Source organism: Stutzerimonas nitrititolerans, assembly GCF_003696285.1.
In the GTDB taxonomy this organism is placed as follows: domain Bacteria; phylum Pseudomonadota; class Gammaproteobacteria; order Pseudomonadales; family Pseudomonadaceae; genus Stutzerimonas; species Stutzerimonas nitrititolerans.
The window spans coordinates 195,420-221,137 of sequence record NZ_RFFL01000008.1; the positions used below are offsets into that span (position 1 = coordinate 195,420).

Here is a 25,718-nt window from a genome sequence, read left to right on the forward strand (position 1 = left end):
GGATCAGGGCTCGGCGCTGTCGATGAACTTCACATCCGAGGGTTTGCCAATCGGCAGCGTCTGCAGGGTTTCGCCCAGCAGGCCGCTGTCAGGGTCGCGGCGCAGTATTACCAGCGCATCGCTTTTCTGATTGGCGATCAGCATGAAGCGGCCGCTGGGATCGATGGCGAATTCACGCGGTTCGCGGCCTTCGCTGGTGCGCTGCTGGATCTCGTTCAGGCTGCCGTGTTCGTCGATGGCGTAGACCATGATGCGGTTCGCCTTGGCGCGGTCGCTGACGTAAAGGAAGCGCCCGTCCGCCGAGGGATGAATGGCGCCGGGCGAATGCGCGTCGAGGCTGTCGCCCTCGGCCAGGTCCACCAGCTGCCGTTGCACCAGCGTGCCATCCACATGATCGAAACGCGCGACCTGGGCGCTGAGCTCCAGCGTGGCGTAGGCCTGGCTGCCGTCGGGGCTGAACACCAGATGCCGCGGCCCGCTGCCGGCGGGCAGGGTGATGGCCGGGGGCTCGGCGGCGGTAAGCGGCCGCTCGGGGTTGGCCGGGTCGTAGCGATAGGCGAATACCCGATCGGCGCCCAGGTCGCTGACGAACAGCGTCTTGCCATTGGGTGACAGCACGGCCGAGTGCACGTGCGCCGATTTCTGGCGCTGGGGATGTACTTCGCTGGCCTTGTGCGTGGCCAGCTGCGTCACCGGTTGCAGTGTGCCGTCCTCGCCAACCGGCATGACCGCCAGGCTGCCACCTGGATTCGGGCCGGAGCCGTAGTTGGAGATGAACAGGTAGCGCCCGTCATGGCTCAGGCTCAGGTGGGTCGGCTCGTCGCCCAGGCTGATCTGTTGCCCCAGAGGCGACAACTGGCCAGTGGCCGGGTCGATGGCGAAGGCACTGGCCCGCCCCACTGAATCAGGTTGGCCAGGGCCGTTTTCATTCGCTGCATAAAGGCGGTTGTTCTTCAGGTCCAGCGTCAACCACGACGGGTTGGCGCTGACCAGGGACTGCAGGGGGTGTGGCTCGACACGACCGCTTTCAGGATCGAAGCGCAGACGCTGGATGCCTGGACTGCCGCTGTCGTGGGTGTAACTACCGATCAGAACCTGTGGCATGGCGAAAGCGGCTCCCGTGCTGCTGAAGGCCAGGGTCGCGGCGAGCGCCACGCGGTTGAGCAGGCGGCAAGGGCACATGCGGGGTCTCCACGACGGTCGTGCAGACTATGACCGCGTCCGCTGCCCTCCGATCCAGCCCTTCAGACAACTAGTGTTACGGCATGCCCTCAGCCACGATTGGCCGGGCGCGCCATCGCAGCATTGGGCGATTGCTTCGCGGCCCGGCCACGCGCCAGGCCATGGCAGCCGATCACCACCGGCACGGCCAGCGCGGCCCAGCTCAGCCAGTCGCCCGGGCCTTCGGATACCAGCCCGGCGACCAGGCCGAGGATCGACAGCAGGGCGATCACGACAGGCCACAACCAGATGCGGATCATGTTCGGGCCTCCGTCGCGCCGCGCTTGAGCCACAGGTACAACCCGCTGCCCAGCACGACGATGGTGAGCACATCCAGCAGCGCCCAGAGCATCTTCAGCGGCAGGCCGCCGTAGTCGCCGAAATGCAGCGGCTCGGACAGTTGCAGCGCGGTGACGTACCAGGGACGGGCGCTGGCCTCGAGCACTTCGCCGGAATCCGGGTCCACCAGCAGCGCCTGGGTCAGCCGTGAGGTCAATGGCGTATCGCCGCTGAGAATCACTGCCACGTGCTCGGGCGTCGCGCGCAGGGTGCCGGGGTAGGCGATCATCGCCACCGCCATGCCCGGCGCGGCCACCAGCACGCGCTCCACGGCAGTCTGCACCGAGCCGTCTGCTGCGGGTGCCTCGCCGGCATCGGCACCGAGCAGCACCCGCGTATCGCCGGCCTGCAAGGCGCGCACCTGATCGGCCTGCCAACCCTTGAAGATCAGGTCCGCCCAGGTGTTGATCACCCCGGTAAAACCCACCGCCAGTGCCCAGACCAGCGTGACGATGCCGAGCAGGTTGTGCAGGTCCAGCCAGCGTGTGCGTGGCGCCCGCTCGCGGCGCACCTCGGCGAAGCCGAGCTTGCGCATGAAGGGCGCGTAGAGCACCACGCCGGAGACGATCGCCACCATCAGCAGCAACCCCATAGCGCCGAGGAACAGCTTGCCTGGCAGCCCCGCGTAGAGGTCGACGTGCAGGCGATACATCACGCTCATGAAACCTTCGTCGAAGTTCGGCACACCCACCACCTCGGCGGTGCGGGCGTCGGACATGATCAGCAGCGACTGGCTTTCATCGGTATCGACGCGGGTGTCGAGCTTTACGTACCAGAGGTCCGGCGCGTCCTCCTCGGCGAAGAAGTACAGCGGCACCAGTTCTGGGTAGGCGCGCACCGCCTCGGCGGCGACCTGATCCACCGATACGCGCGGCGTGCCTTCCGGCATCGGCGGCGCCTCGATCTCCGCACCGGTCAGGTGATCGATCTCGTGGGAGAAGATCAGCGGCAGGCCGGTCAGGCACAACAACAGGATGAACAGCGTGCAGACGAGGCTGGACCATTTATGGACCCAGCCCCAGCGGCGAAGAGCGCTTGCCTGCATCAGAAGTCGACCGTGGCGCTGAGCGACAGGGTGCGCGGGGCGCCGAGGACGAGGTAGTTCGCACCTGGGAAGCCGCCGGTGGAGGCCCAATAGTCGCGGCCGGTGGCATTGTCCAGACGGGCGCGGAAGGTGACGTCGCGCTCGTCCAGCCGGACCTTGTAGCGGGCGCCCAGGTCCAGACGCGTCCAGGACGGCAACCTGAGGTCATTGCTGGCGCTGGCGTACTGCTTGCCGGTATGCACCACCAGGCTGGTCAGCGTGAGTCCCTGCACGCCGGGCACGTCCCACTCGCCGCCGAGGTTGGCCTGTACCTTCGGTACGCCGATGGCATCGTTGCCGTCGTTGGCGCCGTTCAGGGTCTTCTTCTGCTCGGCGTCCAGCAGCGTCAAGCCGCCCAGCAGGCGCACGCCGTAGACTGGCTCGCCGAACATGGAAAGCTCGATGCCGCGGTTGCGTTGCTCTCCACCTTCGCGGAAGACCTGATCCTCGACGATGCCGAACGGTCGCTCCGTGGTAAATACCGCAATGCTCCCACCCAGGGAGCCGCTGTCGTACTTGAGGCCGATTTCGGTTTGCTTCGCGACGTAGGGGGCCAGCGAGGTTCCGTAGTTGAGTACGGGACGTTTGTCGGCCGTCTCGAGAGGTGCACTCTCACCTTTGGTCAGACCCTCGATGTAGTTGGCGTAGACGGACAAATCGTCGTTCAATTGGTAGACGATGCCGGCCATAGGTGTTGTCTCATAGCGGTTGTATTGCGAAGTGCGGTCGCCACTGGTGTTGTTGTAGCCTTTCACCTCAATCCCTTGCCGCCGTGCGCCGAGGGTAATCAGCAGGCGCTCGTCCAGAAAACCCATTGTGTCGGCGATGGCGATGCTCTGGGTGTGAACGCGCTCCGCTACTGTAGGGTCGGACAACGAGCCGCCCCCTGATGCCAATGGCGGCATGGCCGACGCGTAGGGGTGGTACAGGTCGCCGGTGAGCGGCGCTTTTGAATCCGAAGCTGCCCAGGCGTTGCGTTCCTCTGAGCTGTAGGTCGAGGCCGAGGTCACCAGTTGGTGGGAGACCGTGCCTGTTTGGATGCGCGCGCGCAGGCCGATCTCGGCTGTAGAGACACGATCCTCGCGGGAATTGTCGAAGCGGGTCGCGGAGGTGATGCCTGTAGGCGTGGCGCGTGGGTTGGAGAGCCGGTTCTTTTCCTCGCCTTTGCGCATGCCCGCCGCCGCCCAGCCGGTGACCGAGTCGGCGAAGTCATACTCGGCACGGAAGGTACCGAAGGTCTGTTTCTCTTTCGAATAGGTCCAGGGCTGGGCGAAGTTGTCGTCGGCGTCCGGTGCGCTGGGAATGCCGCCGCTCGGCGTCACGCTCGGGCGCGGGTTGTCCAGAAAATGGTACTGATGACCGATGTCAGCGGACAGGCGCAACCGGTCGCCCTGGTAGTCCAGACCCAAGGCAAACATGTCCAGCGTCTGGTCTTCATCCTCGACGCCGGTCTCGCCGGCGCGCTTGGCGGCATTGAGGCGGACGCCAAAGCGGTTCTCCGTTCCGAAGCGACGGCCGACATCGGCAGCGATCATTTCCTGACCGCCACTTTCCGCGCCCACGGTCAGCCGTGTCAGCGGCTCGTTCGGCGCACGCTTGGGCAGAAGCGTGATGGTGCCGCCAATACCGGTGCCGCCTGGGGCGGCGCCATTGAGGAAGGCGCTGGCGCCACGGAATACTTCGACTCGCTCGATGAACTCTGCCGCCACATACTGGCGCGGCAGCAGGCCATACAGGCCGTTGTAGGAAATGTCATCGGAAAAGAGCGGGAAGCCACGAACGACGTATAGCTCCTGCATGTTGCCGAAGCCCCTTGCCACGCGCACCGACGGATCGTTCTGCACGATATCCGACACGCTGCGCGCCTGCTGATCCTGTATCAGCTTGGAGGTATAGGCCGTCGAGGTGAACGGCGTATCCATATAGTCCTGATTGCCGAGGATGCCGACTCGCCCGCCACGTGCCACCTGATCGCCGGCATAGGGCTCGGTCAGACCGCCGGCCGAGGCGTCGGCGCTGGCGACCACTTCGGTTTCGGGCAGTTCGAGCGGCTCGCTGCGCGGGCTGGCCTGACCTTCGGTCGTTTGCACTTCGTCCGAGGACTGGGCTGGGGATTGCTGCGCCATGGCCGGGGCGCCGGCGAAACTGGCGGCGAGGCAGACGGGCAGCAGGGCGGAGGCGGCACCTGTTTTACGAGGGAGGCGAAGGATGGTCATGGTGGGCCTGACTGGGCTGGTGGTCGGTGCGAGGAGACATGACGTCGGCAGAGCCAGGCGGCATGACGGTCAGAGCCGGATAGGATAACTCAATGATAATAATTCGCAACAGTATTCAGATTGGCGGAAGAGTGAGGCATTCGGGACCGTGGTTGATGGTTCGATGGTTCCCACGCTCCAGCGTGGTAACCCCGGTGGTGGACGCTCTGCGTCCAGCGACGCAGCACGTCGTGGCTGGCGCTCCCACGCGGAGCATGGGAGCGATCGAAGCTAAATAATCGGCTCGCCTGTCGATTCGCAGGCCTGCCACTCGACCAGTCCATGAACCCATCGTTGAACCACGAGGAGGAAATGGACATGACACAGGATATCCGCCAGGACGAGAGCCGCATTCGCCAGCTCCACGAGGCGTTCGAACGCGACATCAAGACCAAGGCCCTGGACCCGATCATGGCCCAGTACGCCGACGACCTGGTCGCCTTCGACGCCGTCGGAGCGCTGCAATTCAAGGGTGTGGACGAGTACCGCGCCCACTGGCAGCGCTGCTTCGAGTTCTGCCAGGGCGAGAGCTTTTTCGAGACCCACGAGCTGCATGTGACGGCGGTTGGCGATCTGGCCTACAGCCGCATGCTCAACCACTGCGGCGGGCCCAACGCCGAGGGTGAGATGCAGACCGGCTGGATGCGCGGCACCCGGGTCTGGGCCAGGCGCGACGGCGACTGGAAGGTGATCCACGAGCATTTCTCGATGCCCTTCGATATGGAAAGCGGCCAGGTCTGCATGTCACAGGAGCCATCGTCCGACCAGCAACAGGCGGGCTGAACGATATTCGTCGCCCGTCGACGCACGTCCGTCCGCCGGCTGCTAGCTTTTCTCCGTGCCCGGCAGACGGAGAGCGTGATGAAATACCTGTGCCTGATCTATTACGACGAGCAGCGTGTCGACGAGATGAGTGACGAGCAATGGCAGGCGCTGGTCGCGCGCTGCCTGGCCTGTGGCGAGGAGCTGCGCGCCAGCGGCCATATGCTCGCCGGCGAGCCGCTGCAGGCGGTGCGCACGGCGCGTACGGTGCGGGTCCGCGACGGCGTCGCCACGGTGGTCGACGGTCCGTTCGCCGAGACCCGCGAGCAACTGGCCGGCTTCTACCTGATCGAGGCGGCCGACCAGGGCGAAGCCGAGGCCATCGCCGCGAAGATCCCGCCGGCGACGTTCGGCAGTGTCGAGGTGCGCCCGTTGCGCCAGTTGCCGCAGCGCTGACATGGGCTGCGGCGGACAATCCGCTACGGCGGCGGTCGAGACGGTCTACCGGGCCGAGTCGCGGCGGGTGCTGGCTACCTTGATCCGCCTGCTGGGCGACTTCGATCGCGCCGAGGAGGCTTTGCACGACGCTTTCGCCGCAGCGCTACAGCAGTGGCCGCGCGACGGCGTACCGGGCAATCCGCGCGCCTGGCTGGTGTCCGCCGGGCGCCTCAAGGCCATCGATGCCTTGCGCCGGCGTGCGCGGTTCGATGCCTCGCTGCGGCTGCTGGCCGAGCAGCTGGAGGGCGAGGCGCATGAAGCGGAGCTCGACGAGGTGGAAGACGATCGTCTGCGGCTGATCTTCACCTGCTGCCACCCGGCGCTGCCGGCCGACGCGCGCGTGGCGCTGACCCTGCGCGAAGTTTGCGATCTGACCACCGAGGAGATCGCGCGGGCCTTCCTCGCCGCGCCCGCCACCATCGCCCAGCGTATCGTGCGTGCCAAGGCACGGATCCGCGATGCGCGGATTCCCTACCGCGTGCCGGAGCGCGAGGAACTGCCGGCACGGCTCGACAGCGTGCTGCGGGTGATCTATCTGGTGTTCAACGAAGGCTATTCGGCCTCGGCAGGAGCGTCGCTGACCCGTGCCGACCTGTGCACGGAGGCCATCCGCCTCGGCCGGTTGCTGCTGGAGCTGCTGCCCGACGCCGAGGTGATGGGCCTGCTGGCGCTGATGCTGCTGCACGATGCGCGCCGCACCGCGCGTACCGATGCGGCCGGCGAGTTGGTGCGGCTGGAGGACCAGGACCGCAGCGCCTGGGACCGGCGACTGATCGCCGAGGGCTCGATGTTGGTGCGCCGCGCCCTGGCCAGCCGCAACTTCGGACCCTATGCCCTGCAGGCGGCGATCGTCGCCGTGCATGCCGAGGCGCCCAGCGCGGCGCAGACCGACTGGGCGCAGATCGTCCGGCTCTACGACGTGCTGCTGAGTCTGGGCCCGTCGCCAGTAGTGGAACTGAATCGCGCGGTGGCCGTGGCGATGCGCGACGGCCCGGCGGCCGGTCTGTGTCTGGTGGACGCGTTGCTGGCGCGCGGCGAACTGCGCGACTACCACCTGAGCCACGCCGCCCGTGCCGACCTGCTGCGGCGGCTGGCGCGCATCGACGAGGCTCGCAGCGCCTACCGTGTGGCTCTGCAACTGGTGCGGCTGGAACCGGAACGGCGCTTTCTGCAGCAACGACTGGATGAGCTGGGCGATTGAGCACCCCGATGGTTCCCACGCGGAGCATGGGAGCGATCAACTATTGTGGGAGCCGCGCCCCCGCGGCGAATGCAGGCGCGAGCCTGCCAGCAAGGCCAAAGAGCTTCGCCCCGAGGGCGGGGCTCCCAGGCAGAGCACGGGAGCGTTCGAGCGCGGTCGAGAACAGAGTCAGCCGTCCGTACCGCCTGCCGGCAAGTAGTCGCTGCGGCTCAGGCCATGGCGCTGCATCTTTTCGTTGAGCGTGCGGCGCGGCAGCTGCAGCAGGGCCATGACTTCGGCGATATTGCCTTTGCACTGCTGCAGGGCGCTATGCAGGCATTGCGCCTCGAAGGCTTCCATCTGTTCGGCCAGCGAGGTGCCGTTGTCGCCGGCGGGTGCGGATGGCGGCGGCGGGGCCAGGCCCAGGGCGTGACGTTCGGCGGCGTTGATCAGCTCGCGCACGTTGCCCGGCCAGTCGTGGGCGAGCAGCTGCGCCAGTTCGCCGGGGCCGACCGGCAGTGGCTCGCGGCCATGGCGTTGCGCCGCCTGGCTGGCGAAGTGTTCGAACAGCAGCGGAATGTCCTCGCGCCGTTCGCGCAGCGGCGGGATGTGCAGCTCGGCGACGTTCAGCCGGTACAGCAGGTCTTCGCGGAACCGCCCGCCGCGTACCTCTTCGAGCAGATCCGGTTTGGCCGCGCTGATCACCCGCAGGTCGACCTCGATGCTGCGGTTGGAGCCCAGCCGTTCCAGGGTCCTTTCCTGCAGCACGCGCAGCAGCTTGACCTGCTGCGCCAGCGGCATGCTTTCGATCTCGTCGAGGAACAGCGTGCCGCCGTGGGCATGTTCGATGCGGCCGATGCGCTTGCCCTGGGCGCCGGTGAAGGCGCCGCTTTCGTGGCCGAACAGCTCGCTCTCGAAGATGGTTTCCGGAATCGCCGCGCAGTTCAGCGCCACGAAGGGATGCCGCGCCCGCGGGCTGAAATCGTGCAGGCAGCGCGCGACCTGTTCCTTGCCGGCGCCGGTGTCGCCGCGGATCAGCACATTGACGTCGGTGCCGGCCAGTTCCAGCACCTGCCGGCGCAGGTTCTCCATGGCGCGGGAAACCCCCAGCAGCATCGATTCGATGCGGCCCTTGCGGGTGAACTGCTCGCGCAACTGGCGATTCTCGCAGACCAGCCGGCGCTTGTCCTGGGCGCGGCGCACGCTGTCGAGCAGGCGTTCGGGGGTGAAGGGTTTCTCGATGAAGTCGTAGGCGCCCTGGCGCAACGCCTGTACCGCCATGGGCACGTCGCCGTGGCCGGTGACCATGATTACCGGCAGTTCGGGGTCCAGCGCGACCAGGCGTTCCAGCAGGCCAAGGCCGTCCAGGTCCGGCATGCGCACGTCGCTGATCAGCACGCCGGGAAAGTCGCGGTCGATCAGGCCCAGCGCTTCGCGCGCGCTGGCGCAGGTGCGCACGCGGAAACCGGACAGCTCCAGCCATTGCTGCACGGCCTGGCGGATCGCCGATTCATCGTCGATGAAGATGACCTGACCGCTCATGTTTCGCTCCTTTGCTGATGGCCAGTCGCTGGATTGGCGGTTTGCACGGATGAATCCTCCTCTCCCGGCAAGGGAAGGAAGGGGGTGATGTTACTCGCTGGCACGCGCCTCGACTGCCGGCAGTCGAATATCGAACACCGCACCCTGGGCGTCATTGCGCACCTCGAGGCGGCCGCCCAGGTCGCGCACGATGCCATAGGAAACCGCCAGCCCCAGCCCGAGGCCCTGGCCGACCGGCTTGGTGGTGAAGAAGGGCTCGAATACCTGGTCCAGATGCTCGCGATCGATCCCGCCGCCGCTGTCGGCGACGCTCAGCCGCCATTCGTTCCCGTCGCGGCGGCAATCGATGCGCAACTGCCGAACGCTGCTGCTCTGCATGGCGTCCAGCGCATTGTTCAACAGGTTGATCAGTACCTGCTCCAGGCGGATCGAATCGCCACTGACCCAGGCGTCGGGCGATACCTCACAGAGAACGTCCACGGCCTCGCTGCGGATGCGTGGGCCGAGCAGCTGCAGCGCCTGGTCCAGCACCTCGTCCAGGCGCACGCGCTGAGGCAGGCCGGCGGGGTTCTTGCGGGCGAAGGTCTTCAGGTGGCCGGTGAGCGCCGCCATGCGTTCGATCAGGCCTTCGATCTGGCCCAGGCCTTCGCGCACGGCCTCGCTGCGACCGCTGTCGAGCAGCAGCCGCTGGCTGGCCAGCTGCATGCGCAGGGCGGTCAGCGGCTGGTTGATCTCGTGGGCCAGGGCGGCGGACATCTGACCCAGGGCGGCCATGCGTGCGGCATGCACCAGGCCATCCTGCGCGGTGCGCAGCTCGCGGGTGCGGGCTTCCACCAGCCGCTCCAGTTCCTGGCGGCTGCGCTGTTCGACCCGGCGCGTCTTGCGCCGCTGGGCCAGGTAGAGCAGCAGGAAGGCCAGCGTCATCCACACGCCCGCCGCCGCCAGGCGATAGCTGCGGATGTTGGCGGCTACCAGCTGCGGCTCCTGCAGCAGGTGCAGCGTCCAGTTTTCCGAGGGCAGGGTAAGGCGTTGCCAGAAGTAGTTGTGGCGACCGTCCGGTCCATCGACCTGGCGCCGCTCGCTGTCCTCGTCGATGCGTTGCAGGCGCCTGCTGTGCAGCGGCTGCAGGTTCTGTTCGGCATAGCGCCGGGCGGCGACCAGCTGGCTGCGGGTTTCGTCGCTGAGCGGCTGCAGATAGCGGAAGCGCCAGGCCGGTCGGTTGCTGAGAATGACGATGTCCAGCGCGTCGGTGATCAGCAGGATGCCGGACTGGCCGACCCACTCGCGTTGCATGTCTTCCAGTTCGAGCTTGACTACCAGTACGCCGAGGACTTCGCCGGCGGCGTTCTTCACCGAGCTGGAGAGGAAATAGCCGGGAATGCCGGTGGTCACGCCCACGGCGAAATAGTGGCCGCTGTCCTGGGTCAGCGCGTCGCGAAAGTAGGGCCGGAAGCCATAGTTGTAGCCGACGAAGCTGCTCCATTCGCGCCAGTTGCTCGCGGCGAGGGTATTGCCCTGGCGGTCGATGAGGTACAGCACCGACGAGCCGGCGGCCTGGTTCTGTCGCTCCAGACGGCGATTGAGCTGGTTGCGCAACTGCCGGTCGCCAGGGTTTTCCAGCAGTTTGCGGATGTCGCTGTCCAGCGCCAGCAAGGCCGGCACCGAGCGGAAGCGCTCGACTTGGGTGTGGATCGTTTGGGCGTAGAGTTCGAGCTGCCCGCGGGCTTCCTGGCTGCGCTCGGTCCAGGTGCGCTGCTCTGCAACGCGCCCGGCCCAGTACATGCTCAGCAGCAGGCCGGCGAAGATCAGCAGCACGATCAGGACGACGCGGTAGCGGTTGGCGAGGGTGGGCATGCCGGTTTTCCGGGTTTTTTGTAATGGAAGCCATGTTAAGCCAGAACGGCTGGTTGGCAGGCATTTGGGCTCTCACTCGTAGGGCCGAAATTTGTTCGGCCAATAAGCCTCGCAAGCGGCCGAACAAGTTCGGCCCTACGCTTTTGCCGCCTGCTCTGTAGGGCCGAGTTCATTCGATCACAGGCGCGAATCGGTTTGGCCTCGCCAGCGCAATCGCCGCCGTGTTCCGCTATCCTTCGCCACCCTTGCGTTACCCGCTCCCGCTTCTCAGGTTCTCCATGCTCCACACGATCAAACAGAACTGGTTCGCCAACATTCGCGGCGACGTACTCTCCGGGCTCGTCGTCGCCCTGGCGCTGATTCCCGAGGCCATCGCCTTCTCGATCATCGCCGGGGTCGACCCGCGCGTCGGTCTCTATGCCTCTTTTTGCATCGCCGTGGTGATCGCATTCGTCGGCGGCCGCCCGGGAATGATCTCGGCCGCCACCGGCGCCATGGCGCTGTTGATGGTGACCCTGGTGCGCGAGCATGGCTTGCAGTATCTACTGGCGGCGACGCTGCTCTGCGGCGTGCTGCAGATCGGCGCCGGTTACCTGCGACTGGGCTCGCTGATGCGCTTCGTCTCGCGCTCGGTGGTCACCGGCTTCGTCAACGCTCTGGCGATCCTGATCTTCATGGCGCAACTGCCGGAGCTGACCGACGTCACCTGGCACGTCTACGCAATGACGGCGGCGGGACTGGGCATCATCTACCTGTTCCCCTACGTGCCGAAGATCGGCCGGGTGATCCCCTCGCCGCTGGTGTGCATCCTCTCGATGACGGCCGTGGCCGTCTATTTCGGCCTGGACATCCGCACCGTCGGCGACATGGGCGAGTTGCCGGACACGCTGCCGGTCTTCCTCTGGCCCGAGGTACCGCTGACCTTCGAGACGCTGGCGATCATCTTCCCGTATTCGGCGGCGCTGGCGGTGGTCGGTCTGCTGGAGTCGCTGATGACCGCGACCATCGTCGACGAACTGACCGACACCGGCAGCGACAAGAACCTCGAGTGCAAGGGCCAGGGCGTGGCCAATATCGTCTCCGGGCTGTTCGGCGGCATGGCCGGTTGCGCGATGATCGGCCAGTCGGTGATCAACGTGAAATCCGGCGGTCGCACGCGGCTGTCGACGCTGATCGCCGGCGTGGTGCTATTGCTGATGGTGGTGTTCCTCAGCGACTGGGTCGGGCAGATCCCCATGGCCGCGCTGGTGGCGGTGATGATCATGGTTTCCATTGGCACCTTCAGCTGGGATTCGATCCGCAACCTGCGGCGCTACCCGCTTTCCACCAATATCGTCATGGTAGTGACCGTGGTGGTCGTGGTCTTCACCCATAACCTCGCATACGGCGTGCTGGCCGGCGTGCTGCTGGCCGCGCTGTTCTTCGCCAACAAGGTCGGGCATTACCTGCGTATCGACTCGCAGCTGGATACCGACGGCGGACACCGCACCTACCGGGTGGTCGGCCAGGTGTTCTTCAGCTCCTCGGACAAGTTTGCCGCCGCGTTCGATTTCAAGGAAGCCGTTGCCAGGGTTACCATCGACCTCGGCCAGGCGCATTTCTGGGACATCACATCCGTCTCGGCGCTGGACAAGGTGGTGCTCAAATTCCGCCGCGAAGGCACCGAGGTCGAGGTGCTGGGCCTGAACGAAGCGAGCGCGACCATCGTCGATCGCTTCGGCGTGCACGACAAACCGGAGCCCGTCGGCAACCTCATGAACCACTGAGCAGGAGAGCCCCATGACCCAGGTAATGGCATGTATCGACGGATCAACGCAGGCGGCCGCCGTCTGCGATTGCGCGGTCTGGGCCAGTCAGCGTCTGGGCTCGCCGCTGAGCCTGCTGCACGTGCTCGACCAGCAGCGCTACCCGTTGTCCGGCGACTTCAGCGGCATCATCGGCCTGGGCAGCCGCGAATTCCTCCTGGAGGAACTCGCCTCGCTGGACGAGAAACGCAACAAGCTGGCCCTCGAAGAGGGACGCATGATGCTCGACGCAGCCAGGCAGCGCGCCGTCAAGGCGGGTGTGGAACCGACACTGCGCCATCGCCACGGCGACCTGGTGGAAAGCCTGCGTGAACTGGAGGGCGACATCCGGCTGTTGGTCATCGGCAAGCAGGGTGAGGACAGCGGCAGCGAGGTGCAATTGATCGGCAGCCAGCTGGAAAGCGTGATCCGCACCATGCATCGGCCCATTCTGGTGACGCCGGCCGATTTCAAGGCGCCGGCCAGCGCGATGCTCGCCTTCGATGCCAGCGCCACCTCGCGCAAGGGCGTCGAGATGCTGGTCGCCAGCCCGCTGCTCAAGGGCATGCCGATCCATCTGGTGACGGTCAGCAGCGATACTCATGAGGCGCGCGCAGCGCTGGACGCCGCGCGCGACAAGCTGGCCGATGCCGGCTTCGAAGTGCATGTGGCGATTCTCGAAGGCGAAGTCGAGGCCAGGTTGCGGGACTATCAGGCCGAGCACGCCATCGAACTGCTGGTAATGGGCGCCTATGGGCACTCGCGGATTCGCCAGTTCTTCGTCGGCAGCACCACGACCAACATGCTGCGTTCGGCCACTACACCGCTGCTGCTGTTGCGCTGAGCCTGCAAGCGGCCACCGGAACTGCCGGGTGGCCGACCGACGTTATCGATACAGATCGGCGCGCGACCAAGGCAGCTCGTGGGAGCCGTCCTCGTGTGGCTTGGTCGCCAGGATCTGGTGCAGGTTGATCCAGTTGTGGCGGAAACCATAGGCGCAACCGGCCAGGTACACCCGCCAGATGCGCAAGGCGCGCTCGGGGACCAGCCGCCGGGCTTCGTCCAGGTTGGCTTCCAGGCGCCGGCTCCAGAAATCCAGCGTGCGCGCGTAATGCAGGCGCAGGCTCTCCACGTCTACGATTTCCAGGCCCGATTCGCTGATGCAGGCGCCGATCTTCACCAGATGCGGCAGCTCGCCGTGGGGGAAGACGTAGCGGCCGATGAACTCGCCAGCGCCGTGGCCCACCGGCCGGCCGTCGATATGCCGCGACGTGATGCCGTGGTTCATCACCAGGCCACCGGGGCGCACCATCTCCGAGAGCTGCCGGCAGTACAGCGGCAGGTTGGCCTGGCCGACATGCTCGAACATGCCGACGCTGACCACCTTGTCGAACTGGCCGTCCCGGGGCAGGTCGCGGTAGTCCATCAGCTCCAGCTGCACCTGCCCCTCCAGCCCCTCGGCCGCCACGCGCTCGCGACCGAGCTTGAGCTGCTCACGGCTGAGGGTGATGCCGAGCACCTCGACGCCGAACTCCCGCGCCGCAAAACGCGCCAGCCCGCCCCAGCCACAACCGACGTCCAGCAGACGTTCGCCGGGTTTCAGCCGCAGCTTGCGGCACAGGTGACGCAGCTTGGCCTGCTGAGCCTGGTCGAGGTCTTCCGTGCCGGTCTCGAAATAACCGCAGGAATAGACCATGTCGCGGTCCAGCCACAGCTGGTAGAAATCGTTGGACAGGTCGTAGTGATAGGAAATGGCCTCGGCATCGGTGGCCTTGTCGTGGGATTCGGGCAAGGGGGCTGCCGTTTCGTCCTTGCCCAGCGCGCGGCTCAGCTCATCGCCGATACGGATCACCTCGTCCAGCGGACCGTCCAGATCCAGCCGCCCCTCTACATAAGCGGCACCCAGTAGATCGAGGCTGGGGTGGGCGAGATCGGCGACGATCTCCGGATCATTGATGGCCAGCGTCACACTGGGCGCCGGCCCCAGATCGATCGCCTTGCCGTCCCAGAGCTGAAGACGCAACGGCAGTGATAATCCACGCAACGCAGGTAACAAGGACGCCAACATGCTTGATCTCCTTCATTCCGTTTCCAAGAAATCCTAGACCAACAGCCAGAGACTATAGGTCGGGCACGCGATAATTTCCTTCTATGTGGGTGATAGAGGTACGCGGCGGCGGTCGTGAACACTGGCGACGAGGTGGGGGACGGGACGAATCGAGAAGAGTGGCGAAGGGAGTGAAAGTTGAGTTCGCTCGCGGGTTGTACTGATGGTTTGAGTTGGCTGTTTCGCTGCCGGCCCGCCGGCCGTGTGCCGAAATACCATTAGTCACGTCGTATCGCCGGATGCGTGCGGACCACTCCCTGAGCCATGTCATGGGAACCCGTGAACCAAGGGGAGGGAAATTGGCGGAAGGCAGTGAGAGTCGAACTCACCCAGGAGCGGCTGCCGCCCCCAACCGGGTTTGAAGCCCGGCCGCAGCACCGGCTGCGATTGCCTTCCTCTAAAGGTGCCAGGGCGTCTGCCCCGGTGTTTTGCGAGTGACAGACCCTACCTGAACTCCGTTGCGGTGGCCAGTCCGCTGTCGGGGCGGATCTTGCGTTCGTTGCCGAAGCGGCGGGTCAGGCCGAGGCGGTCGAAGTGTTCCAGCAGTTGAATGCTGCGTTTGCGTCCCAGGCCGATGCGGTCGCGGAAGGTGGTGGCGCGGATCACGCCGGCTTCGCGTTCGATGTCCAGCAGCAGGTCGGCCAGCTGGCGCGTTGCGGTTTCGGTATAGAAGAGGTCCTTGACCACCTGTTGCAGCGCGCCGAGGCGAGCCAGTTTGCGCAGCAGGTGGCGTATCTGGTCTTCGCCGATGCCCAGCTCCTTGGCCATGTCGCGCACCCAGGGTGGATTGAACTGGCCGGCCTCGAGCAACGGCCACAGCCTTGCCTTCAGGGCTTCTTCTTCGTCGCTGAGGCGTACTCGGTGTTCGGGCAGGTGCAGCCAGGGGCCGCTGGCTTGCACGGTGCCTTCGGCAAGCGCCTGTTCCAGCAGGGCGATGAAGACCGGCCGCTCCAGTTGGGGCAGGGCGTAGCGGCGCAGGCGGTCGCGGTCGGGGCCGAGCTCGTCGGGCTGTTCCTCGTGGAAGCGTTGCAGCGCGGGGATTAGGCTTTGCCCCAGGTATTCCCAGTAGGCGCGGTCGAACAACCGTGCACCCTGGCGAGTGGTGATTTCCACGGCGTCGTCCGGCAGTTGCCAAGTCTGCCGGGGGCGGTTGAACTGGCGTTCCAGGTGCGTGGGGTCCACACCATTGACGGCGCTGGGCAGCAGTTGCGGCAGGATTTCTTCCAGCGTTTCGCCCGCCAGCGCGCGCAGTTGGGCCAGCCGCGCCTGGCGGTGACGATTGCGCGGCGGGGCGAAAGGATCGAGCACGCGACCGCCGCCGAGGGTGCGTTGTGCGGACTGGTCGCGCAGCACGACGCGGTCGCCATGAATGGCGTGCAGCGGGGCGTTGAGTTGCAGCTGGGCATGCACATGCCCGCCGGGCGCGATGAGTTCGCCTTCGAGCAGGGCGATGCGCCCGGTGACGTCCTGCGCGCCCAGGTGCAGGTGCACTGGCGTCCAGTGCTTGAGGGCGCGGGCTTCGCTGGCGAGCAGGGTGAATTCGATATCGATGCGGCGCGTGGCGCCTTGCAGGGCTGGGGCCAGCAGCCAGTCGCCGCGGCTGATCTGCTCGACGGCCAGGCGCTCGCCGGCGAGGTTCAGCGCCACCCGCTGGCCGGCGTGTGCCTCGTTGGCTTCGCGATTCTGCGCGTGCAACCCGCGTACTCGCACGCGGCGACCGTGGGGCGACAACATGAGTTCATCGCCGACCTGCACGCGACCGGCGAAAGCGGTGCCGGTGACCACTACGCCGGCGCCGGTGACGCTGAAAGCGCGGTCGATGGCCAGTCGGAAATAGCCGCTGTCGCTGCGTGCATCGATGCGTGCCGCCTGGTCGAGCAGGGCCTGTCGCAGTGCGTCGATACCCCGGCCTTCGATCGAGGAGACCGGGAAGATCGCCGAGCTCGCCAAGGGGCCGGGTTGCAGCAGTTCGGTGATCTGCTGGCGGACTTCCTCGACCCGCGCGGGTTCGACCCGGTCGATCTTGGTCAGCGCCACCAGCGCCCGGCGAATGCCCAGCAGTTCGACGATAGCCAGGTGTTCGCGGGTCTGCGGCATCACGCCGTCGTCGGCGGCGACTACCAGCAGCATGCAGTCGATGCCGCTGGCGCCGGCGAGCATGTTGTGCACGAAGCGTTCGTGGCCCGGCACGTCGATGAAACCGGTCAGGCTGCCGTCGCCCAGGTCGGCGTAGGCGTAGCCGAGGTCGATGGTGATGCCGCGCTCCCGTTCCTCACGGCGGCGGTCGCCCTGCTGGCCTGTGAGCGCCTTGAGCAGGGCGGTCTTGCCGTGGTCGATGTGGCCGGCAGTGCCGACGATCATGACGCCTGCTCCTGTTGAAGAGCCCGTTGCAGCTGGGGCAATTGGGCGAGGAGCGCGGCTTCGTCGTCGAGCTGGCGCAGGTCCAGCCAGAGGGCGTCTTCGGCGATGCGTCCGAGAACCGGGATCGGCAGGCCACGCAGGGCTTCTTCCAACCGGCGCAGGTTGCGGCCCCGCAGGCGCTTGGGTTGCTGCGTACGGATGCACAGGGCGGCGCTGGGCAGGCGCGCAACGGGCTGCGCGCCGCTGCCGATCATGCCCAAGGCGTCGATGACACCCACCTGCCAGCTTTCATCGAGCACGGCGGCCAATGCCGGGGCGATGCGTTCGGCCTGCAGGCGGATTTCCTGCTGTGGGCGGCTGAGCAGGCGCAGGCTGGTCAGGCGTTCGGCGAGGCGGTCGGGGTTGCGATAGAGATTGAGCACCGCTTCCAGCGCGGCGAGGGTCAGCTTGTCCACACGCAGGGCACGCTTGAGTGGATTCTTCTTGATCCTGGCGATGAGGTCCTTGTGGCCGACGATCAGCCCGGACTGGGGACCACCGAGCAGCTTGTCGCCGCTGAAGGTGACGATATCGGCGCCATCGCGCAGCGCTTCCTGCACGGTGGGCTCCTTGGGCAGACCCCAGCGCGACAGGTCCACCAGGCTGCCGCTGCCGAGGTCTTCCAGCAGTGGCAGGCCGTGTTCATGGGCAATGGCCGCCAGCTCGCGGGTGGCCACGCTGGCGGTGAAGCCTTGCACGCTGTAGTTGCTGGTGTGCACCCGCATCAGCAGGCCCGAGCGCGGGTTGATGGCGGCCTGGTAATCCTTGGCGTGGGTGCGGTTGGTGGTACCGACTTCGTGCAGCTTCACCCCGGCGCGGGCCATGATGTCGGGGATGCGGAAGGCGCCGCCGATCTCGATCAGCTCGCCACGGGAGATGATGCCTTCCTTGCGCGCGCCCAGGCTGTTGAGCGCCAGCAGCACTGCGGCGGCGTTGTTGTTGACCACGGTGACGGCCTCGGCGCCGGTCAGCTCGCGGATCAGCCCTTCGATCAGGTCGTCGCGGTCGCCGCGCTTGCCGGTCGCCAGGTCGAATTCCAGATTCAGCGGATAGCGCGCGGCGAGGGTGATGGCCTCGATGGCTTCATCCGGCAACAACGCACGACCGAGGTTGGTGTGCAGCACCGTGCCGGTGAGGTTGAACACGCGACGCACGCGGCTGCGGTGCTGGCTGGCCAGGCGTTCGCCGGCGCGACCGGCCAGCACGTCCTCGGTCAGTTCGGGCGCGCTGAGCTGGCCGAGCAGGGCCGGTTCGCGAAGTTCGTCGAGTAGTTCACGCAGGGTTCCGAGCAGGGCCTCGCGGCCATAGCGATCCAGCAGCGGCACGGAGGCTGGGCTGCGCAGCAGGCGGTCGATGGAAGGCAGGCGGAGGGATGAGCGCCGAAACTCGGCAGCTTGGCTGGTCATGCGGGAACTCCCGGTGCAGGTTCTGACCGGGCAGTTTCCCGGAGCGGAGCAGGTTGTCGCAAGGGGAAGGTTGGGCCGTGCAGTCGTAGGGTAGAAAACCGCGAAGCGTTTTCCACGCGTCGGGCCGATCTCCGAGAAAGCGGTGGATAAGCTTCGCGTTATCCACCCTACGTTTGCTTCAGCCGCCGGGCGCCAGCAGCAGGTTGGGTGCCTGGCGCTGGTAGCCTTCCAGGTCCATGCGCAGGTCCAGGGCCAGGCTGGCGAGGTCGGCGGAGAGGCCTTCGGCGTCCGGGTCGGAATCCAGGTAAAGCAGCTTGAAGTAGCTCTGGCAGCCGGGGCAGCACTCGGCACGGATCGGAGCCTTGTCCGGGGCGTGGCGGTCGCTTTCCAGGCTGGCGTAGTGCAAGTCCTTGCTGGAGTCGCAATGCACGCACTTGACCCGCACGAAGTGCCATTCGCAGGCGCACAGCGAGCAGACCAGATAACGCAGGCCCTGCTGCTTGCCACGATGGCGAATCACCCCGGTCATGGCCGGCGAGCCGCAGCAGGGACAGTGGGCGCCGCTGCCGATATCCGTCACGCTGCCCTCGGGCAGGGCCAGCAGCGCCTGGCTCCAGGCGGCCTGCAGGGCGGCGCCGAGGAAGGGCACAACGGCGGCGTCGAGCGCCGAGTAGTCGCCGTCCAGCAGGCTCACGGCCCAGTTGCGGCGTTGTGCGGCATCGGCCTGGCGCAGGCTGTCCAGCACCTTGGCGACGGCGTCGTTCGGTGCCTCGATGCGCTCCAGCAGGGCGTCGAGGAAGGGTTGCCAGCCATCCTCGCGCACCAGGCTGTCCACGGCCAGCGGCGGCATCTTGTGGGTGCGGGCCTGGGCCAGGCGCTCTGGCGTCGGCAGCAGCGAGGCGGGTGGATCGTCCATCACCTGCTGCTGGGCCTGGCAAAGGCCGGCCAGCAGGCGCAGGTAGTCGCCCATGGGATGATTCGTCGCCAGTTTCTCCAGGCGTTCGGCGCGCAGGGCGAACAGGCGCGCGGGCGGCCGTTCGCTGTAGGGCGGGGTACTGGCCGAAGCGCTGATCTGCTCCGGTTCCATAAGTCTGTCAGCCATCGTTTTGGCCTCCTGAAAAAGCGAGCGCGACCCCAAGGGTCGCGCTCGCGTCGTTGCAATGGGCTCAATCAGTCCTGCTTGCGGTCGGTGACCTCACGGTACCAGAGCTCGTGGTGCTTGCGCGCCCAGCGGTGGCTGACCTTGCCGGAGAGCATGGCGCCGAAGGAGCCCTTGATCCAGATCGCGGCGTAGACGTGGACGATGATCGCCATCACCAGCACGAAGGCGGCGAAGGCGTGCGCCAGCGCGGCCAGGCGGATGGCGTCGATACCGAACAGGTGGCTGAAGTACGCCCGCCAGATGACGATGCCCGAGACCAGCAGCACCAGCATGCTCGCCAGCAGCGCCCAGAACAGCAGCTTCTGACCGGGGTTGTACTTGCCGATGGCCGGTACGCCGTCTTCCTGGTTGCGCATCACCTTGCCGATATTCTTCAACCACAGGCCGTCGTTACCGGAGAAGTAGTTGGCGCTCCAGAAGCGAAATACCAGGCCCAGGAACAGCACGAACATCGCCACGCCCAGGAAGGGGTGCAGGATGCGCGTCCAGGGGCCGCCGCCAAACAGGTTGCTCAGCCAGAACAGCGCCGGGTGGAACAGTGCCAGGCCGGACAGACCCGCCAGGATGAACAGGATCGCCACGGCCCAGTGGTTGCTGCGCTCGTTGGCGTTGTAACGCTGGATTTCATCTTTTTTCATGTCGATGGTCCTCGACCGGCCCCGCGCGAACGGGGCCGGCATGCCTCAGGGCTGCTTGGGATCGTAGGTGTGCACCGCCGGATCCTGTTGATGAACCACCGGCTCGGCCGGGTGCTCGTCCTCTTCTTCCTCGACGCGCTGCGGGCCGACCCGCACGTAGTGGAAGAAGCCGCCCAGTACCGCCGCACCCATGGCCAGCAGGGCCAGGGGCTTGGTGATGCCTTTCCACAGGCTGACCATCGGGCTGATCATCGGCTGGTCCGGCAGACCCGCGTACAGCGAAGGCTTGTCGGCATGGTGCAGCACGTACATGACGTGGGTGCCGCCGACGCCATCGGGATCGTAGAGGCCGGCATGCTCGAAGCCGCGCGACTTCAGGTCCTCGATGCGCTCCTCGGCATGGCGCTGCATGTCGGCCTTGCTGCCGAACACGATGGCGCTGGTCGGGCAGGTCTTCACGCAGGCCGGCTCCTTGCCTACCGCCACGCGGTCGCTGCACAGGGTGCACTTGTAGGCCTTCTTGTCTTCCTGCGAGATGCGCGGCACGTTGAACGGACAGCCGGTGACGCAGTAGCCGCAGCCGATGCACTTGTCCTGGTTGAAGTCGACGATGCCGTTGGCGTACTGCACGATCGCGCCGGGGCTCGGGCAGGCCTTGAGGCAGCCCGGCTCGGCGCAGTGCATGCAGCCGTCCTTGCGGATCAGCCATTCCAGATCGCCGTCGGCCTTCTCGTGCTCGGTGAAGCGCATCACCGTCCAGCTTTCGGCAGTCAGGTCGATCGGGTTGTCGTAGGTGCCGTGGTTGCTGCCCACCTCGTCACGCAGCTCGTTCCATTCCGAGCAGGCGACCTGGCAGGCCTTGCAGCCGATGCATTTGGACACGTCGATCAGCTTGGCCACCTCCTCGACCTGGCGGATCGAGGGGGCAAGCGTGGTGGTCGCGGAGCGCGCAATGATGTCTTGAGTAGCCATTACACCTTCTCCACGTTGACCAGGAACGACTTCGACTCGGGCGTCTGGGTGTTGCCGTCACCGATGTAGGGCACCATGGTGTTGGCGATGTACCCCGGCTTGGCCACGCCGGTGAAGCCCCAGTGCAGCGGAATGCCGACCTGGTGCACCACCTGCCCGTTGACCTGCAGCGGACGGATGCGCTTGGTCACCACCGCCACGGCGATCAGATAGCCGCGCTTGGAACTGACGCGCACCCGGTCGCCGGCAGCGATGCCCTTCTCCTGCGCCAGCACCTCGCCGATCTCGACGAACTGCTCGGGCTGGGCGATGGCGTTGAGCTTGCAGTGCTTGGTCCAGTAGTGGAAATGCTCCGTCAGCCGGTAGGTGGTGCCGGCATAGGGGAACTCGTCGGCGGTGCCGAGCGATTCCCACACCGAATCGAACACGCGTGCGGCCGGGCTGCTGATCACCTTGCGGTTTTTCGGGTGCATCGGGTTGACGCCGATGGGCGTCTCGAACGGCTCGTAATGCTCGGGGAAGGGGCCTTCGGCCATCTTGTCCACGGCAAAGAAACGCGCCACGCCTTCGGGGTTCATGATGAACGGATTCATCCCCGCTTCGGGGTCGATGCTGGCGTTGTAGTCCGGCACGTCGGTACCGGCCCAGCCCTTGGCCTGCGCATCCCACCAGACCAGCTTCTTGCGGTCCGACCAGGGTTTGCCCTGGGGGTCGGCCGAGGCGCGGTTATAGAGGATGCGGCGGTTCGCCGGCCAGGCGAAGGCCCAGTTCTGGTGCTGCTTCATGTGGTACGGGTCGCTGTTGTCGCGCCGCGCCATCAGGTTGCCCTGCTCGGTCCAGGAACCGCAGAAGATCCAGCAGCCCGAAGCGGTGCTGCCGTCGTCCTTCAACTGACTGAACGCGCCCAGCTGCTGACCGGGACGGGCCACCAGGTTGCCGTTGGCGTCGGTCACCTCGGTCACTGCGTAACCGTTGAATTCCTTGGCCAGTTCCTCGGCCGAGGGTTCGTGGGCCACCTTGTAGGGCCAGTGCAGGTTGAGGATGGGCTCGGGGAAGACGCCGCCCTCGGTGTGATACAGCTCGCGCAGCCGCGTGTGCAGGCCGGACATGATCCAGATGTCTGGACGTGATTCACCGGGGCCGTCGGCAGCCTTCCAGTGCCACTGCAGCCAGCGGGTACTGTTGACCAGCGAACCGTCTTCCTCAGCGAAGCAGGTGGTCGGCAGGCTGAACACTTCGGTCTGGATGCTGGCGGTGTCAACGTCGTTGAACTCGTCGTGATTGCGCCAGAACTCGGAAGTTTCGGTCTGCAGCGGGTCCATCACCACCAGCCACTTGAGCCGGGCCAGCGATTTGACCACGCGGTTCTTGTCCGGCAGCGCCGCCAGCGGGTTGAAGCCTTGGCAAAAATAGCCGTTCACTTCGTCGCGCGACATCATGTCGAACATGCGCAGCACGTCGTAGCCGGCGCCGCCGTATTCCAGCTTGGGCAGGTAGTCGAAGCACCAGTCGTTGTCCGCCTGGGCGGCTGGGCCGTACCAGGCCTTCATCAGACTGACGTGGAACTTGCCGTAGTTCTGCCAGTAGGACATCTGTCCCGGTCGCAACGGCTTGGGCGAACGCTTGGCAATGTAGGTCGAGTAAACCTGCTCGGCATCCAGCCCCAGGGTCAGGTAGCCCGGCAGCAGGTTGGAGAGCAAGCCGAGGTCGGTCAGCCCCTGGATGTTGGAGTGCCCGCGCAGCGCGTTGACACCACCGCCCGGCATGCCAACGTTGCCCAGCAGCAACTGGACCATGGCCGCGGTGCGGATGATCTGTGCGCCGATCGAGTGCTGGGTCCAGCCGAGGGCGTAGAGGATCGTCATGGTCTTGCCCGGCGTCGAGCAGGTGGCGATTTCTTCCCAGATCTTCAGCATGCGATCCACGGGCGTACCGCAGATCTGGCTGGCCAGTTCCGGCGTGTAGCGGCTGTAGTGCTGCTTCATCAGCTGGAACACGCAACGCGGGTGCTGCAGGGTTGGATCGACCTTGGCGTAGCCGTCCTCGCCCAGCTCGTAGGTCCAGCCGGACTTGTCGGTATAGGTGCGTTTCTCGGCGTCGTAGCCGCTGAACAGCCCATCCTCGAAGCTGAAGCCTTCGCTGACGATGAACGACACGTCGGTGTAGTTGCGCACGTATTCGTGCTGAATCTTGTCGTTGCCGATCAGGTAGTTGATCAGGCCGCCCAGGAACGCGATATCCGTCCCGGTACGAATGGGCGCGTAATAGTCGGCCACCGAGGCAGTACGGGTGAAGCGTGGATCGACCACGATCAGCCGGGCCTTGTTCTCGGACTTGGCTTCGGTCACCCAGCGGAAACCGCAGGGGTGTGCTTCAGCAGCGTTGCCACCCATTACCAGGACCAGGTCGGCGTTGCCGATATCCGTCCAGGTGTTGGTCATGGCGCCACGGCCGTACGTCGGGGCAAGACTTGCCACCGTCGGGCCGTGTCAGACACGTGCTTGGTTGTCGAATCCTACGATGCCGAGATTGCGGACGACCTTGTGAGTCAGGTAGCCGGTTTCGTTGGACGCGGCCGAGGCGGCGAGAAAGCCTACCGAGGTCCAGCGGTTGACCGTCTGGCCCAGCGCGTTCTGCTGCACGAAGTTGGCGTCGCGGTCCTCTTTCATCAGGCGGGCGATGCGATCGAGCGCTTCGTCCCAGGACAGGCGGGTCCACTCATTGGAGCCGGGCTTGCGCACCATCGGGTGCTGCAGGCGGTTGGGGCTCTTGATGAAGTCCAGCAGGCCGGCGCCCTTGGGGCACAGGCTGCCGCGGTTGACCGGATGATCCGAGTCGCCCTCGACGTGGATGATCTGCTGAGCGACGTTCTTGCCGCCGCTGCCGCGGCTGTAGAGGATCAGGCCGCAGCCTACCGAGCAGTAGGGGCAGGTGTTGCGGGTTTCCTTGGTGTTGGTCAGCTTGAAATGCCGTATCGACTCGGCGAAGGCAGTCTCGGGCGCCATGCCCAAGGCCGCCATGCTGGTCGCTCCAAGGCCGATACCGCAGACCTTGAAGAACTGGCGACGGTTCATGTCCATCGTTTCTTCCTTATCAGGCTAAGACGGGCAGGCCCTTGAAAAACGTAGGCGAGGCAGGCAAGACAAGGCAAAAACAGCCGAAGAAGCGCAGTTTAGTTTTGCTAAATGAGCATTACTCACTTCGTTCGCCCTTCGGGCCGCGCTGAAGCGCGTTAGCCGCAAGCGGCTTTCTGAGGCTGTTTTTAACGTGGTATTTGCCAACGCAGGTAGTTTTTAAGCGGCCTGTTNTGGTATTTGCCAACGCAGGTAGTTTTTAAGCGGCCTGTTAGCGCTTGTGGCGCTTCGCTTGGGCGGCATTGTATATGGCCCGCTAGCTGAAAGGATTAATCCTTTGGTTTTGTAAGGGTCTATTGCGCGCAATAAAAAACAGAACTTGAGCCTGATCAAGCGGCGGTATATCGCGCTGCGCAACCGACCCCTCACCTTGCGGGAGAGGGTCGGAGCGAGGGGGGAAGCGAGCAATGTCGATACGCAAGTGAATGGCGTCCGGCGCATCGCGCGGACCTTGCGCAAGCCTGAAGGGCTCAGGCGTTCTGGCGGATGCCGGCCACCAGCCAGGGCTGGTTCTCACCCTGGACACGCTCCATGCGCCAGCTTTCGCTGAAGGGCTCGCCCTGGTCGAAACGCGAGCTCTTCGACACGCCGACGAAGGTCAGGGTGGCGGTGGTCTTCTCGGCATCGTCGTCCACGCCGTCGAGCTGGATCTGCAGGTCGTCGATGTAGGTCGACTGGTAGGCATCGCCGATCTCGGCGCGCTCGCGCTTGAGGAATTCCAGCAGCTGCGGGGTGACGAACTCGGCGATCTTGTCCATCTCGTTGGCATCCCAGTGCTGTTGCAGCGACATGAAATGCTCGCGTGCGGCGCCGACGAAGCTCTGTTCGTTGAACCAGGCAGGTGCGTTGATCACCGGTGCGGCGGCGACCGGCGCGGCGCTGCCACCGAAGATCGAAGGCTGCTGCGGCATCTCGCGCTGCATCGGCGCATGTCCGTGCCCGGCCATGGCCGGTTGCTGCTGGCGTCGGCGCGCGGCGAGCAGGCGGAAGATGACGAAGGCGATCAGGCCGAAGATCAGGATATCCATGAACTGGATGCCCTCGAAGCCATCACCCATGAACATCGAGGCCAGCAGGCCACCGGCGGCCAGGCCGGCCAGCGGGCCGAGCCAGCGCGAAGCACCGCTTGCGGCAGCGGGCTGCTGACGTCCGGCCTGCTGGGTGGCGGCATCGTTGCGTTGCTGAGGCGCTGCCTGGCGAGTCTGGTGGCTGGGTGCCGAGCCGAAGCTCTTGCCGCCGCCGAAGCGCTTGGCGTGGGCATCGATGCTGAGGGTCAGACCGATACACAGCGCCATGAAAATGCTAAGCACACGTTGCATTGAGTGTTCCCGCTTTTATAGATGGAGGTACGCGCGCCATGGTGCACAGCGTCGTGAAACA

The 25,718-nt window shown here is 65.8% G+C and carries 19 protein-coding genes and 1 tRNA gene; 5 read left to right on the forward strand and 15 right to left on the reverse strand.

The annotated features are described in order from the left end of the window. Positions 1–3: 3 nt before the first annotated feature. From EA795_RS12235 to EA795_RS12250, 4 genes are all read right to left on the reverse strand, one after another. A complete protein-coding gene (locus EA795_RS12235) occupies positions 4–1,182 on the reverse strand; it encodes a lactonase family protein (protein ID WP_122077548.1) in 1,179 nt (392 codons plus the stop codon). An 89-nt stretch (positions 1,183–1,271) separates the two neighbouring features. After that, on the reverse strand, positions 1,272–1,481 hold the full coding sequence (locus EA795_RS12240; RefSeq protein ID WP_122077550.1) for a hypothetical protein: 210 nt from the start codon (positions 1,479–1,481) through the stop codon (positions 1,272–1,274). Beyond that, positions 1,478–2,605 (reverse strand): PepSY-associated TM helix domain-containing protein, encoded by a 1,128-nt coding sequence (locus tag EA795_RS12245; RefSeq protein ID WP_122077552.1) that lies wholly within the window; start codon positions 2,603–2,605, stop codon positions 1,478–1,480. The genes EA795_RS12240 and EA795_RS12245 overlap by 4 nt, the downstream gene beginning before the upstream one ends. Continuing rightward, positions 2,605–4,860 carry a TonB-dependent receptor gene (locus EA795_RS12250; protein WP_122077554.1) on the reverse strand — a complete coding sequence of 752 codons (2,256 nt, stop codon included), beginning with the start codon at positions 4,858–4,860 and terminating at the stop codon, positions 2,605–2,607. Before EA795_RS12250 ends, EA795_RS12245 begins: the two co-directional genes overlap by 1 nt. 357 nt (positions 4,861–5,217) lie before the next feature. On the opposite strand from EA795_RS12250, the gene EA795_RS12255 reads away from it, so the two are divergent. The 3 genes from EA795_RS12255 (at position 5,218) to EA795_RS12265 (ending at position 7,360) form a co-directional block, all read left to right on the forward strand. After that, positions 5,218–5,682 (forward strand): YybH family protein, encoded by a 465-nt coding sequence (locus EA795_RS12255; protein ID WP_043942699.1) that lies wholly within the window; start codon positions 5,218–5,220, stop codon positions 5,680–5,682. 78 nt (positions 5,683–5,760) lie between these two features. Next, entirely contained in the window at positions 5,761–6,117 is a 357-nt protein-coding gene (locus EA795_RS12260) for a YciI family protein (RefSeq protein ID WP_058076242.1), read from the forward strand. A 1-nt stretch (position 6,118) separates the two neighbouring features. Then, a complete protein-coding gene (locus EA795_RS12265; RefSeq protein WP_122077556.1) occupies positions 6,119–7,360 on the forward strand; it encodes an RNA polymerase sigma factor in 1,242 nt (413 codons plus the stop codon). A 168-nt stretch (positions 7,361–7,528) separates the two neighbouring features. Here EA795_RS12265 and EA795_RS12270 read toward each other — a convergent pair whose 3' ends face one another. Continuing rightward, positions 7,529–8,881 (reverse strand): sigma-54-dependent transcriptional regulator, encoded by a 1,353-nt coding sequence (locus EA795_RS12270; RefSeq protein WP_122077558.1) that lies wholly within the window; start codon positions 8,879–8,881, stop codon positions 7,529–7,531. Positions 8,882–8,971: 90 nt separating this feature from the next. Next, entirely contained in the window at positions 8,972–10,735 is a 1,764-nt protein-coding gene (locus EA795_RS12275; protein WP_122077560.1) for a sensor histidine kinase, read from the reverse strand. A gap of 278 nt (positions 10,736–11,013) precedes the next feature. Here EA795_RS12275 and EA795_RS12280 point away from each other — a divergent pair, with 278 nt between their 5' ends. Beyond that, positions 11,014–12,501, forward strand: a complete 1,488-nt coding sequence (locus EA795_RS12280) for a SulP family inorganic anion transporter (protein WP_122077562.1) — start codon at positions 11,014–11,016, stop codon at positions 12,499–12,501. 13 nt (positions 12,502–12,514) lie between these two features. Next, positions 12,515–13,363, forward strand: coding sequence for a universal stress protein (locus tag EA795_RS12285; RefSeq protein WP_014851122.1), 849 nt, complete (start codon positions 12,515–12,517; stop codon positions 13,361–13,363). A gap of 42 nt (positions 13,364–13,405) precedes the next feature. Here EA795_RS12285 and cfaB read toward each other — a convergent pair whose 3' ends face one another. The 9 genes from cfaB to EA795_RS12335 all read right to left on the reverse strand — a co-directional run bounded on the left by cfaB (position 13,406) and on the right by EA795_RS12335 (position 25,657). Further along, complete coding sequence (gene cfaB / locus EA795_RS12290) at positions 13,406–14,587, reverse strand: C17 cyclopropane fatty acid synthase CfaB (protein ID WP_122077564.1); 1,182 nt, start codon at positions 14,585–14,587, stop codon at positions 13,406–13,408. Positions 14,588–14,926: 339 nt separating this feature from the next. Continuing rightward, positions 14,927–15,022, reverse strand: a tRNA-Sec gene (locus EA795_RS12295). Positions 15,023–15,070: 48 nt separating this feature from the next. Next, a complete protein-coding gene (selB, locus tag EA795_RS12300; RefSeq protein WP_058076236.1) occupies positions 15,071–16,987 on the reverse strand; it encodes a selenocysteine-specific translation elongation factor in 1,917 nt (638 codons plus the stop codon). Further along, entirely contained in the window at positions 16,984–18,432 is a 1,449-nt protein-coding gene (gene selA / locus EA795_RS12305) for an L-seryl-tRNA(Sec) selenium transferase (protein ID WP_058076235.1), read from the reverse strand. The genes selB and selA overlap by 4 nt, the downstream gene beginning before the upstream one ends. Before the next feature lie 178 nt (positions 18,433–18,610). Then, positions 18,611–19,534 carry a formate dehydrogenase accessory protein FdhE gene (gene fdhE, locus EA795_RS12310; protein WP_122077566.1) on the reverse strand — a complete coding sequence of 308 codons (924 nt, stop codon included), beginning with the start codon at positions 19,532–19,534 and terminating at the stop codon, positions 18,611–18,613. 68 nt (positions 19,535–19,602) lie between these two features. Beyond that, positions 19,603–20,232, reverse strand: coding sequence for a formate dehydrogenase subunit gamma (locus tag EA795_RS12315; RefSeq protein ID WP_122077568.1), 630 nt, complete (start codon positions 20,230–20,232; stop codon positions 19,603–19,605). A gap of 45 nt (positions 20,233–20,277) precedes the next feature. Then, on the reverse strand, positions 20,278–21,204 hold the full coding sequence (fdxH, locus tag EA795_RS12320; protein ID WP_122077570.1) for a formate dehydrogenase subunit beta: 927 nt from the start codon (positions 21,202–21,204) through the stop codon (positions 20,278–20,280). Beyond that, a complete protein-coding gene (fdnG, locus tag EA795_RS12325; RefSeq protein WP_147456300.1) occupies positions 21,204–24,284 on the reverse strand; it encodes a formate dehydrogenase-N subunit alpha in 3,081 nt (1,026 codons plus the stop codon). The genes fdxH and fdnG overlap by 1 nt, the downstream gene beginning before the upstream one ends. Before the next feature lie 524 nt (positions 24,285–24,808). Beyond that, complete coding sequence (locus tag EA795_RS12335) at positions 24,809–25,657, reverse strand: Tim44 domain-containing protein (protein WP_122077574.1); 849 nt, start codon at positions 25,655–25,657, stop codon at positions 24,809–24,811. Between the last annotated feature and the right edge of the window lie 61 nt (positions 25,658–25,718).